8 protein-coding genes and 1 pseudogene are annotated in these 12,937 nt (G+C 41.3%); 6 read left to right on the forward strand and 3 right to left on the reverse strand.

All coding sequences use genetic code 11. The features are described from left to right. Positions 1–161 precede the first annotated feature (161 nt). The 4 genes from purL (at position 162) to AC0L7Q_RS03205 (ending at position 7,138) form a co-directional block, all read left to right on the forward strand. Positions 162–4,052, forward strand: a complete 3,891-nt coding sequence (purL, locus tag AC0L7Q_RS03190; RefSeq protein WP_413401348.1) for a phosphoribosylformylglycinamidine synthase — start codon at positions 162–164, stop codon at positions 4,050–4,052. A gap of 124 nt (positions 4,053–4,176) precedes the next feature. After that, on the forward strand, positions 4,177–6,618 hold the full coding sequence (locus tag AC0L7Q_RS03195; RefSeq protein ID WP_409424801.1) for an intermembrane phospholipid transport YdbH family protein: 2,442 nt from the start codon (positions 4,177–4,179) through the stop codon (positions 6,616–6,618). Continuing rightward, complete coding sequence (locus AC0L7Q_RS03200) at positions 6,611–6,793, forward strand: YnbE family lipoprotein (RefSeq protein ID WP_008115575.1); 183 nt, start codon at positions 6,611–6,613, stop codon at positions 6,791–6,793. The genes AC0L7Q_RS03195 and AC0L7Q_RS03200 overlap by 8 nt, the downstream gene beginning before the upstream one ends. Before the next feature lie 9 nt (positions 6,794–6,802). Continuing rightward, on the forward strand, positions 6,803–7,138 hold the full coding sequence (locus AC0L7Q_RS03205) for a YdbL family probable chaperone protein (protein WP_008115577.1): 336 nt from the start codon (positions 6,803–6,805) through the stop codon (positions 7,136–7,138). Positions 7,139–7,170: 32 nt separating this feature from the next. Here the strand turns inward: AC0L7Q_RS03205 and AC0L7Q_RS03210 are convergent, their stop codons facing one another. Both AC0L7Q_RS03210 and waaA read right to left on the reverse strand, forming a co-directional pair. Beyond that, complete coding sequence (locus AC0L7Q_RS03210; RefSeq protein ID WP_413401349.1) at positions 7,171–7,719, reverse strand: DUF1415 domain-containing protein; 549 nt, start codon at positions 7,717–7,719, stop codon at positions 7,171–7,173. Next, positions 7,716–8,998: pseudogene (waaA, locus tag AC0L7Q_RS03215) on the reverse strand (lipid IV(A) 3-deoxy-D-manno-octulosonic acid transferase). Before waaA ends, AC0L7Q_RS03210 begins: the two are co-directional and overlap by 4 nt. A gap of 233 nt (positions 8,999–9,231) precedes the next feature. Between waaA and AC0L7Q_RS03220 the strand changes: the two are divergent. Both AC0L7Q_RS03220 and hldE read left to right on the forward strand, forming a co-directional pair. Next, positions 9,232–9,822 (forward strand): D-sedoheptulose-7-phosphate isomerase, encoded by a 591-nt coding sequence (locus AC0L7Q_RS03220; RefSeq protein ID WP_290171007.1) that lies wholly within the window; start codon positions 9,232–9,234, stop codon positions 9,820–9,822. Further along, positions 9,822–11,261: a bifunctional D-glycero-beta-D-manno-heptose-7-phosphate kinase/D-glycero-beta-D-manno-heptose 1-phosphate adenylyltransferase HldE gene (hldE, locus tag AC0L7Q_RS03225; protein ID WP_413401351.1), complete on the forward strand. Its 1,440-nt coding sequence runs from the start codon at positions 9,822–9,824 to the stop codon at positions 11,259–11,261. Before AC0L7Q_RS03220 ends, hldE begins: the two co-directional genes overlap by 1 nt. Positions 11,262–11,332: 71 nt before the next feature. Here hldE and AC0L7Q_RS03230 read toward each other — a convergent pair whose 3' ends face one another. Then, on the reverse strand, positions 11,333–12,880 hold the full coding sequence (locus AC0L7Q_RS03230) for a capsule assembly Wzi family protein (protein WP_413401352.1): 1,548 nt from the start codon (positions 12,878–12,880) through the stop codon (positions 11,333–11,335). Positions 12,881–12,937: the final 57 nt, after the last annotated feature.

The following is a 12,937-nucleotide window of genomic DNA, read 5'->3' on the forward strand; positions in this document are numbered from 1 at the left end:
CGTCACTTACCGTTTAATCGCAGTAAGTAAAAAATAGGTGTAAACAAAAAGAAAAAGTTAATTTAATGAAAAGCGCATTTTTGAGTTAAATCTGAGAGTAATTTGGACTATAATACGCGCCTAAAATATCGTTCAATCCCTAACCCCGGGTGAAATTACTTATGTTGATCCTTCGTGGTGCACCAGCACTTTCAGAGTTCAGAGTTAATAAAATTTTAGCGCGTTGCCAACAATCGCAACTTCCTGTCACTAATGTATATGCCGAATACGCTCACTTTGCCGATTTAACATCGCCATTAAACAATGATGAGCAAACCAAACTTGAAAAGTTATTAACCTATGGACCAACAATTGCTGAGCATACGCCAGCGGGTCAGTTGGTATTAGTAACGCCTCGACCTGGTACTATTTCGCCATGGGCTTCAAAAGCGACTGATATCGCTCATAACTGTGGGCTTAAGCAAGTTCATCGCGTAGAGCGAGGAATTGCATATTATGTTGAGGGTGATTTAAGCGCCGAGCAGCTTGCACAGGTTACAGCGCTTCTTCATGATCGCATGACTGAAGCTACTCATAGCAAATTAGAAGATGCAGCGCAGTTATTTCGCAGCGATGCGCCACGCCCAATGTCATCAGTTGATATCTTAGGTGGCGGCCGCGAAGCATTAGCTGTAGCCAATATAGAGCAAGGGTTTGCACTTGCTGATGATGAAATTGACTACTTAGTTGAAAACTTCATCAAGTTAGGGCGCAACCCTAACGACATCGAATTATTCATGTTTGCACAAGCAAACTCAGAGCATTGTCGTCATAAAATATTTAATGCTGATTGGACTATCGATGGTATTGAGCAGCCAAAGTCGTTGTTTAAAATGATTAAAAATACCTTTGAGCATAATCCTGAAAATGTACTGTCTGCCTATAAAGATAACGCAGCCGTAATGAAAGGTTCAAAGGCGGGTCGCTTCTTCCCGAATGTGCAAGGTGAATATGCGTATCATCAAGAAGACATTGAAATTTTAATGAAAGTTGAAACCCATAACCACCCAACAGCAATTGCTCCTTTCTCTGGTGCGGCGACTGGGTCGGGTGGTGAGATTCGAGATGAGGGCGCAACCGGTCGAGGCTCTAAGCCAAAAGCGGGTTTGGTAGGTTTTACTGTATCTAATTTACGCATTCCAGGTTTTGAACAACCTTGGGAAAGTGATTTTGGTAAGCCGGGTCGTATTGTTAACGCCTTAGATATTATGACTGAAGGCCCATTAGGTGGTGCTGCGTTTAATAATGAGTTTGGCCGCCCTAATCTTTTAGGTTATTTCCGTACTTATGAAGAAAAAGTAACGAGTCACAATGGTGAAGAGGTACGTGGTTACCACAAGCCAATTATGCTTGCCGGTGGTTTAGGAAATATTCGTGCTGATCATGTTCAAAAAGGCGATATTCCAGTAGGCGCAAAATTGATTGCGCTTGGCGGCCCTGCAATGAACATTGGTTTAGGCGGTGGTGCTGCATCTAGCATGGCATCGGGTCAATCAAACGAAGATTTAGATTTTGCTTCTGTTCAACGTGAAAACCCAGAAATGGAACGTCGTTGTCAAGAAGTGATCGACAAATGTTGGCAGCTAGGTGATGCAAACCCTATTGCGTTTATACACGATGTGGGCGCCGGCGGTTTATCAAATGCATTCCCTGAGCTTGTTAATGATGGTGGACGTGGTGGTAAATTCCAACTACGCGATATCCCTAATGATGAGCCGGGCATGGCACCACACGAAATTTGGTGTAATGAATCGCAAGAGCGATATGTGCTTGCTGTGGGCGTTGAAGACTTTGCACGCTTTGAAGCAATTTGTAAGCGTGAGCGCGCACAATATGCAGTTATTGGTGAAGCAACAGAAGAGCGCCATTTAACAGTTGCCGATAGTCATTTTGATAACAGCCCTGTAGATTTACCATTGGATGTATTACTAGGTAAAGCACCTAAAATGCATCGTGATGTTACGTCGCAACAAGTAGTCGGTACTGCATTAAATGTAGAGGCAATTAATCCTGCGGATGCAGCGCAGCGTTTATTACGTTTACCAACCATTGCAGAAAAAACCTTCCTGATTACTATTGGCGATCGCTCTGTAACTGGTTTAGTAGCGCGCGATCAAATGGTAGGCCCATGGCAAGTGCCTGTGGCTAACTGTGCAGTTACCGCAGCAACTTACGATACCTACCACGGTGAAGCTATGTCACTAGGTGAACGTACTCCAGCGGCATTACTTAATTATGGCGCCTCAGCACGTTTGGCTGTGGCCGAGTCTCTTACAAATATTGCTGGTACTAATATTGGTAGCCTTGAGAACATTAAGCTATCTGCTAACTGGATGGCGGCTGCAGGTCACCCTGGTGAAGACGCAGGTTTATATGAAGCGGTAAAAGCTGTTGGTGAAGAGTTATGTCCAGCACTTGGGTTAACAATCCCAGTAGGTAAAGACTCGATGTCGATGAAAACGACATGGAAAAATGAAGATGATACAACTGAGCAATCAGTAACATCGCCTTTATCACTGATTATTACAGCCTTTGGCCGTGTTGACGATGTACGTAAAACGGTGACTCCACAGCTGCGCACTGATAAGGGCGACACTTCGCTTATTTTAGTTGATTTAGGTGCGGGTAAAAACCGACTGGGCGCATCAAGCCTTGCACAAGTTTATAAGCAGCTTGGTGATGTTACTCCAGATGTAGATAGCCCTGAGTTACTAAAAGGCTTTTATAATGCTATGCAGGCGCTAGTGGCTGATAGCAAGTTACTTGCGTATCATGACCGTTCAGACGGTGGCTTGTTTACTACTATCGCTGAAATGGCGTTTACCGGACATACCGGTGTAACCGTAGATTTAGCGACTTTGACAGGCTCTGATATTGAAGCGCTTTATAACGAAGAGTTAGGTGCTGTAATTCAAGTAGCAAACAGTGATTTAGATGCTGTAAAAGCTGTATTTGAGCAGCATGGTGTTGCCGCAATTAGCCATGTGATTGGCTCGCTTAATAATGACGATAACATTGTATTTAATCGTGGTGAGCAAACAGTACTTAATCATACGCGTACTGAGCTTCGTACAATTTGGGCCGAAACAACCTATCAGATGCAAGCGCGTCGTGATAACCCTGAGTGTGCAAAGCAAGAGTTTGACGCTAAATTTGATGCAAAAGACCCAGGCTTAAACGTTAAACTTAACTTTGACTTAAACGAAGATATTGCTGCACCGTACATTGCGACAGGTGCTAAGCCACAAATGGCTATTTTACGTGAGCAGGGCGTTAACTCGCACCTAGAAATGGCTGCTGCGTTTAACCGTGCTGGTTTTGCTGCGGTAGATGTTCACATGAGTGATATTTTAGAAGGTCGTTTAACGCTTGAACAGTTCAAAGGTTTGGTGGCATGTGGTGGCTTCTCTTACGGTGACGTATTAGGCGCCGGTGAAGGCTGGGCTAAGTCAATATTGTTTAACGATATGGCACGCGATCAGTTCCAAAGCTTCTTCCATCGTGAAGATACCTTTAGCTTAGGTGTATGTAACGGTTGTCAGATGCTATCAACATTAAAAGAGTTGATTCCAGGTACTGAACATTGGCCGCGCTTTGTAACTAATAAGTCAGAGCGTTTTGAAGCACGCTTTAGTCTGGTTGAAATTCAAGAAAACCCATCGGTGTTCTTTAATGGTATGGCAGGTTCACGTATGCCAATTGCAGTTTCACATGGTGAAGGTCATGCAGAATTTGCAAACGATGCGGCAACTAAGGCTGCACTTGCAAGCGGCACCGTAGCGGTTAAGTTTGTTGATAACTACGGTAATCCAACAACACAGTACCCAGCAAACCCGAATGGTTCACCTGAAGGGATCACTGGTATTACATCAACAGATGGTCGTGCAACTGTAATGATGCCACACCCTGAACGTGTATTCCGTGCGGTTGCTAACTCTTGGCACCCAGATGAGTGGGGCGAGGATAGCCCATGGATGCGTATGTTTAGAAATGCGCGTAAAAATGTAGGTTAATATACACGCTGGATTCATGCTCTAAATGTAAGATAAAAAGGCTGCCTTGTGCAGCCTTTTTTGTTTAGACTGTTCAAGGTTCAAGGTTCAAGGTTCAAGGTTCAAGGTTCAAATTAAGGATAGAATGATCAAACGTATCGCATGGGGAATCGTGTTTTTATTTCTGAGTGTTTTAACACTGGGTTATGTATTTCGTATGCCTATAACTCAATGGGCTATAGCGCCATCTTTGAGCCAATCTGGCGTTGAACTACATTGTTTAGATTGGTCACTAAATGCAAATATTAGCTTAGACGTAAACCGATTATGTTTGACTTACCAAGGCCATCAAATTGAGCTTGGTGGCATTGTGGCGAATACAAAAAAAATAACTGTTGGCCGCGCTAATCTTCGTTTAAATGATAGTGAGAATGTCTCAGCAAGCAATAATTCCTTCAAAAAGCTGGCACTTAGTTTACCCAAAGAGCGGCCGAAAATTGATATCAAAAGATTGTTAATTACCCACCCACAACTTCATGATGAACTGGTAGTTGGCATTGTTGAAGAGAAGCTAAATACATTTGTGATTTCAGGTGATGCAGTCGCAGAGGTAACAGTCAGCAATCATAAAATTACTGGTCATTTTAAGTTAGCTGATGGATTACTAACAAAGATAAAGCCGATACCCGCGCTTTCATTAAACAGTGGGCATGAGTTCATCTTCGATGGTTTATCAGTTGATATAAAATCAAACATAGATGCTGAGTTTACACAGCAATTTAGTAAATGCCCAGTAACGCTAAAGGCTTTTGGTGATATGAATATTTACTATCACTTTAACGATAAAAAAGCCTTGTTAAATACACAGCAATTAACCAGCTTGGTAACGTTTGATAGTGACTGTTTGGCGCTTATAAATAATCAATCACAGCGTGAATTTGTAGCCAAGCAGCTGCCGTTAAAATGGCAATTGATGCTCAGTGATACGGTAAAGTTTGAAAACGGACAACTTGTTATACCGTCAATGCTATTAAACACTAAAAATAGTGAAACGAAGCTGAGCCTGAAAAACCTAGCAATTAATATTCAGCAGCCGTTAGAGTATGCCAAAGGCAATATTAAGTTATTGTTTATCAGTGAAAACGTTGAGCATATAGAAATAGATGCAGCTTTAAATAACTTGGCTGTGAATGGCAACTACCAATTAAATGTCGATGAGCTGCCTGATTTTTTACCTGTATCAGCTAAAAAGGTAGCAAGCACAGGTCAATTTAAAATAGCGGATGTTTTACATCATAAAAAAAATGCGAAAATAACCAGCGAGATTGCTTTTGCTGAGCTTAGTTTTGATAAATTAACAGCAAAGGGCTACAAGGCACAGTTTACGACTGAGCTTGACGATAAACAAAATATCAACGCAAGCTTGGATAGCCAATTACACTCAGTGGCTTATGAGCAATACCAAGTGCGTGGTGTAAATAATCAATTATCAGCATCTTCTAGTTTGGCTGTTGGCGAATTATTTGTCGATTTAAACAGTGAAACTAAACTTACCCAACTTAACAGTGACTTTTTAAACCTAAGTAATATTCGCATTAGCTCTAAAGGCCTGCAAAGTCGGGCGCTTCAAGCCTCACATCATGTATTTATTGATGGTATTGAATTGGTAGCCAGTCACCACATATCTGCTGTGGAGCATCCATTTGAGATAACAGTTGCAGATCAAGCCGTGACTAAACTTAACCCTGTTTTACAGCAGTTTGAACCATTAGCCACGCTGACCGACGGTAGCTTTAATGGGGTTGTTCGCGGAGATGTTAATTTACAGCAGGCTGAGTTTACATTTCAAGTAGAACAGGTAAGTGGCTTATACAACGATTATTTAGCTACGCATTTTAGCAGTCGCTTAACGGGTTCTTATGATTCAGGGCAGCTTAATGTGGCTCCTACTACATTTGAATTAAATGAGTTACGAGCAGGTGCTGTTGTGAGTAACATTGTCGGTAATTTTAGTGTTGAGAACTCTATTGCTCGCGCTGAAAAAATAACTGCTGATGTACTGGGTGGTCGTTTTGCTTTGGATAGCTACAAAGTGACGGAAAGCGCGCAGCAGTCTTTGGTCACATTTGAAAATGTTGATGCGAGTAAACTTATTACCTTAGATGACAAATCAGGCATTACACTAACTGGTCGAGTGAATGGCCGCTTACCCGTTTACTTTGATCAACAAGGTATTTCGGTAAAATCTGGTGAATTATCTAACCAAGGAACAGGTAAACTAGTTATTACTGACAATGCAGCTTTTGATGCAGTTAAAGCTCAGCAACAAGAACTGGACCCGATTTTAAGCTTGTTGGAAGATTTAGACATTCAGAGCTTAAACAGTAGTGTTGACTTAAAGCCTGACGGTTGGCTTTATTTAGGTGTAAACTTAAAGGGATACAATAAGGAACAGGCGCAGCAAGTTAACTTTAATTACAACCATGAAGAAAATGTTTTTACACTCTTAAGAGCATTGCGCTTAAGTGATGAAATTACTCAAAAAGTTGAACAAGAGTATTCAACAAAAGGAACTAAAAATGACTAAATGGCTGATAATACTTACAGCACTGGGGTTGCTTAGTGCATGTACGCACCGCGTTGAAGTGGCAGCGAAAGAGCCTATCACCATTAATTTAAATGTGAAGGTTGATCATGAAATTCGCGTAAAAGTTGATAAAGAGCTAGATGACTTATTTAGCGATGACAGTGAGTTATTCTAAGGAGCAATTATGAGTTTATTAAAAAATAAAAAGTTAAACGTGATCACACTTTTGAGTGCCGCTTTATTGTCATTTTCTGCTTGGGCAATCAGTTTAGATGATGCTAAAAACCAAGGGCTTGTGGGTGAAGATAGCTCAGGTTATTTAGGTTTGGTTGTACAAAATGCAGAGGCTAAAGCGGTTGTTGATGAAATTAACGCAAAGCGCAAAGCACAATATTTAAAACTTGCGAAAAAGAACAACTTGTCACTTGCTCAAGTAGAAGCACTAGCGGCGGCAAAAACCATTGAAAAAACCCAAGCAGGGCATTTCGTTGAAGTTAATGGTGAGTGGGTTAAAAAATAACTCTGCGCATTATTAAAAACCAAAAACCGAGCTTATGCGCTCGGTTTTTTGCAATTTTCAAGTAGCTGCTGCCAAAAGTGAATTCCCTTACGGCGAGCTAAGTTGATATTGTGTTCAGGAATTGATTCTGGCTCGTTGTATTCATCTAGTGCCGCGCTCATACTTGCTTCACGTATTAAGTGTAAAGTAGGAAAAGGCGAGCGATTAGTATAATTTGCAGCGTCATCTTCATCACTATCAGCAAAAACATAGTCAGGATGAAAGTTTGCAATTTGGTACTTCCCCTCAAACCCTTGTACAACTAGTAGCGCATTTGCTAAATCAACAAGGTCTAAGAAATCTTCAAAATCAGTAAAGCCATTATCAAATATTAACAAAGTGGTTTCACGCTGAAGGTCACGGTCAAGCTGGGCACATTGTTCAAGCATATCCATAACAGCATCATCAATTTTTGAGGCGCTACTCATGGTGTAATGAATGCAGTTATTTTCAACCTCTTTACGGGCAAATGGACAAAAATTGTATTTTACAATCACAGCACTTACCCATTCACGGGTTTGAGATATAGCTAAATGAGTCACGGTTTTGGCTCTAAATAAGGAGTTATGATGGCAAGCGTTTTGGCAATAGCCCCTTGGTTTTTAGCAACGCACTGAGCGGCTTTACTGCCAAGAATATCACACGCTTTGGTGTTTTTAATTAAGCGAAGCAATGCAAGCACCAGTTCGTCAGTATTTTCAACTACATGGGCACCTTTTAGTTTAATAAGTTCAGGGTAAACATGGTCAAAGTTGTAGGTATGTGGGCCGGTAAGTACACCCACTGCAAAAGCTGCCGACTCTAATGGGTTATGGCCACCACGACGAATTAAACTGCCACCGATAAAACTAATATTAGCGGCACCATATAGATATTGTAATTCACCTAATGTGTCGGCTAATACAACTTGTTCATTGTTATAATTTTTTTGACTGCGGCGACTAAAGCTAAGGTTTGAGTGAGTCAGTAGCTCTGCAACTTTATCAAATTGTTCAGGGTGACGTGGCGCAATGATCAGTAAAGCGTCAGGATGTGTTTTTAATAGTTGCTGGTGGGCTGCTAAAATAAACTCATGCTCTATAGGGTGTGTAGAACCTGCAACCCATATAAAGCGTTCTGCTTTTTTATAATCTTGCTTTAAAGAGGCGACTTTATCGAGTTGTGCAGTGGTCGGGGTAATATCAAATTTTATTGATCCCGTTACATGGCTTTTTTCAGCAGGTAGTCCTAATTCAATAAAGCGACTTGCATCGGTTTTGTCGTGACTTGCGAGTGCCGTAATTGATTGCATGATACTGCGAGTTAGCTGGGCCACTTTTTCGTAGCCTTGCTGTGACTTTTCAGATAGCCGTGCGTTAACAACCAATACAGGTATATTTTGTTTGTGCGCATTAGCCATTAAGTTCGGCCAGAGTTCAGTTTCTAAAATACAGAGTAATTGCGGCTTTACTCGTTTTAAAAAGCGAGTGGTGGCCATAGGAAAATCAATGGGTAAATAGCTAACAGCAGCGCTTTGTTTAAACTGTGCGGTAACTTGCTCTCGTCCTGTTGGAGTATTGCAGGTAATTAAAATATTTAACTGCGGTTGCTCATGTTGTAGGGCTTTGATTAAAGGGGTGGCAGCTAACACCTCGCCCACAGAAGCACAATGAAATACAACCGGTTTATTGTTGTTTGAAAATAAAGCGCGGTTTATGAAGCCAAAACGTTCCTTAAAGTGAGCGCGATATCCTGCGTTTTTTTACCTCTTAGTACATATAAATAAAATACAATCAGCGGGCTAATAATAATTAATGCGAGTGAATAAAAAATGCGTGCCATACTGTGCTTTATGTAAATGAAAGTGGCGCTAGTTTAGCGTGAAATCGTTTTTTTCTAAATACACAAATATAAAATAGCCACTTGAAAAGGTAACAACGATAAAAACCTTCTTTATCTGAATAATAACTTTCTGCCCGTGCTTTAATTTAGTTATATAGAGGTGATTTGGCTATAAAATTATGGAATAATGAAATTAATTTTTCCTGCCATTTCAGTTCCAAGAGGAATATCTCATGTCAATTATAGATTCAGTGGCAACTAGCTACCTAGAAAGTTTAAATCGTCACCAAGTATTGTTCGAAACCATGGAGGCGTATCATCAAGAGGTAATGCAGTTGTTAGAAGCATGTCATAGTGCTTTACAGGCTGGTGGTAAGGTTGTTTGGTTTGGTAATGGCGGCAGTGCGGCTGATGCTCAGCATTTGGCTGCAGAGTTTGTAGTACGTTATAAGTTAGAGCGAGGACCGTTAGCGTCTATTGCTTTAACCACAGACACCTCTATTTTAACAGCGCACAGTAATGACTATCATTTTGATACGGTATTTGAACGCCAAGTACAGGCGCTATGTAAACCTGAAGATATTGTAATTGGCTTAACTACATCGGGCACCAGTAATAATATTAATTTAGCGTTAGAAGCCGCTAATGAAGTAGGGGCGTTCACTGTTGCATTTACAGGTCGCGATGGGGGGAAAGTAAAAGACATCGCCAAGTTACCTATTATTATTAAAAATGATGAAACAGCCCGTATTCAAGAAGCTCACATGTTTATCGGCCATTGGTTGTGTGAAGCCATGGATATGGTTGTTGCGGAGCAGCAATAATGGATTTATCGCTATTAAAAAACTTATCAGCAGCACGTATTCTAGTGGTTGGCGATGTTATGCTCGATCGCTACTGGTATGGTGATTCTGGCCGTATTTCGCCAGAGGCACCAGTACCCGTTGTAAAAGTCAGTAAATTTGAAGACAAAGCTGGTGGTGCTGCCAATGTGGCTAAAAATATAGCCCGTCTAGATGGCAAAGTAGGTTTACTCGGCCTAATTGGCGAGGATGAAAGCGGACAAATTTTAGAAAACATTCTAGAAGGTGAAAAAATAAATTCACAGCTTGTGAGTGTATGTGATTTGCCCACCATTTCTAAAATGCGGGTGATCAGTCGTCATCAGCAAGTTGTGCGTTTAGATTTAGAAGAGGCTTTTAATGAGTCTCATAGCCAGTTGTTATTAAATCGATTAGAGCTGGTGCTGAGTGATTACGACTTTATTGTGTTTTCTGATTACAACAAAGGCTCACTCGCGTTAATCAAAAAAATGATTTCGGTTGCTAAAAAAGCAGGTAAAACCGTGCTTGTTGACCCTAAATCATCTGATTTAGAGTTGTACCGAGGGGCTGATTACATAACCCCTAATTTAAATGAGTTTAAATTAGCGGGTGGTCAGGTTGGTTTAGAAGAGTTGCTTGCTAGCAGCGCGCGTACCCTGATCAGTGATGCGGGTATTAACGCCATGCTACTAACACGCTCAGAACAAGGTATGTCATTAATTGATGCAACGCAAAAGCATGACTTTGCAGCGCAGCAGCTCGAAGTAAGTGATGTAACCGGTGCGGGCGATACTGTTATTGCCACCCTTGCTGTTATGCTAGGTGCGGGTATGACCGCCAAAGATGCAGTCGAAATTGCAAACTTAGCAGCCGGTATTGCAGTAAGTAAATTGGGAGCGGCTACCGTTTCTCCTGAAGAGTTGAGCCGCAAGTTAGGCCAATACTTACAAGCCACTGGCGAGCATTATCAAACCCCATTTGATGATGTATTACAGCATATTGAATTTGCAAAGCAAAATGGTGAAACCATTGTATTTACTAATGGTTGTTTTGATATTTTGCATGCAGGCCATGTGCGCTATTTAGCGCAAGCTAAAGCGCGTGGTGATAGATTAGTGGTTGGTTTAAATAACGATGAATCTATTGCCCGTTTAAAAGGTCCTGAGCGCCCAATTAACCCATTAGATGAGCGTGCTATGGTACTAAGTGCATTAGCCTCTGTTGATTGGGTTATTCCGTTTGGCAGTGAGGATGAAAATGACACACCTGCAAAGCTAATTGAGCAAATTAGCCCAGATATTCTTGTTAAAGGTGGTGATTACACCGTTGAGCAAATTGCTGGTGCCGAGCATGTGTTGCGTCATGGCGGAAAAGTCGAAGTGCTTGAGTTTTTAGATGGTTGTTCTACATCAAAAGTGATTAGCAAAATTAAAAGCTAGCTAGTTAGCTAGTTAGTGAAATAAAAAAGGGGATAAACTTTGGTTTATCCCCTTTTTTAATGCTTGCAAAACTAAAAGTTATATTCGAACTTTACAAATGCAGACGTATCGTTTTCTGCTCCATCGTTATTAGAGGCAAGTCCGCCAAGGGTCAAGCGTCCCCCCATGGTAAGCATTCTGTAACGTACTTCAAGCTGTTTAGAGCTAAATGCTGTTTTGGTAATCGAGTTACCTAAATCAGGGTTATTTGGGTAACGGTCACGGTTGTCGCTGTTGTAGTCAATATCACGTAATTTTACTTGCCAGTCAGTTCCGCTTGAGAGTTGCCCAAGTACGGTTAACACTAGCGATTGTGAATCATTATCATAGGTAGAGCCGATAGGGCGACCATGGTAACGATACCCTGAATTATAAATACTGTGCTCATAGAAGCAGTTTTCAGTTGCTAATGTGGCAGAACACGCTACGCCGGTATCAGTGTATTCTAGGTTAAATAAAATATTCTGATTATAAATGCGAGTCGTGGTTTGTATTCCACCAAGATAGCCTCTGTCTACTGGCTTAATACCGCCACTGGTATCTTCACCAATCGTGCTTGCATATACCGCATAAGGTTGATCAAACAAAGTGTCAGACCAACGAATATCAAAGCCCGCGAGTTGATTACCCAAGCGAGTTATAAGCTCACCATCACAATCATTGGTACCATCAACACATTCACCTCCGCCGGTTATTAAATCAAAAAAGTCGCCTGCTGAACTGGGTTGTCCCTTGCCAGCCCATTGTGCTGACCAACTAAAGCCAATTTCTAATTGTTGAATTGGACGAAGATTTAAACGAGTACTCCATAATAATGCATCAGGTACAACTCGGGTTGATTCAAGCTTAGCCATTTGTGCTGTAAAGCTCCACTGACCAATCCAGCTAAGCCAAGGTGTTTCGAACGCGCTACTTTGTTCTCTACTGAGGCTTATTGCGGGAAGTGGCTTTGAATTACCAGACATAATTAAGCTGTTATCAACACCTGGGCCCCAAAATTGCTCAACGGCACCCGCTCTTACAATCCAATTACCCATACGATAAGCTAAATAGCTGTCATCTAAAGAGGTATCATTACAGTCTGTTAGTGCTTGCTCATTTTTGGCTATATCGTCAGTTGTTTTGCCATTGACTAAACAGTTTTTGCCATCACTGCGATGATTAAGCGCAACTTTAGCCGCAAAGTTATGTCCTAGATAAGCATAAGCTGCTGTTAATTCAGACTCTTGAGTATTTGTTGCCCCAAAGCTAGTAACGGCTAATGGATCTGAGTTGGCGGAAGCTGAAAGTTGTACACTATGAGAACCACTATTTTCTGACTTATAACGATGTTTTACACGCAATAACGCATCCTGCAGGCGAGGAGATAATTGTTCTAACGTAGTATTATTTACATCATTAATAAAGCTTTTCCACATTAACGGATACGTTGTTACTGGCGCTAAAATAATGCCAGCATCGGCAAGCTGTTGTATATCTGCTCTAAGACCATAGTCATCAGGCTTTACCCAGGGGTCAGCATTCACGGTTGTGGTTACGGCACAAAAAAGCGAAGAGAGTATAAAAATTTTGTTTCGCAAAGCTCAGATCCTTGTGATTTAAATTGCGGCTAAGTCTAGCAATCTACGCCCTTTATT

It is taken from the genome of Pseudoalteromonas sp. KJ63-1 (assembly GCF_055808145.1).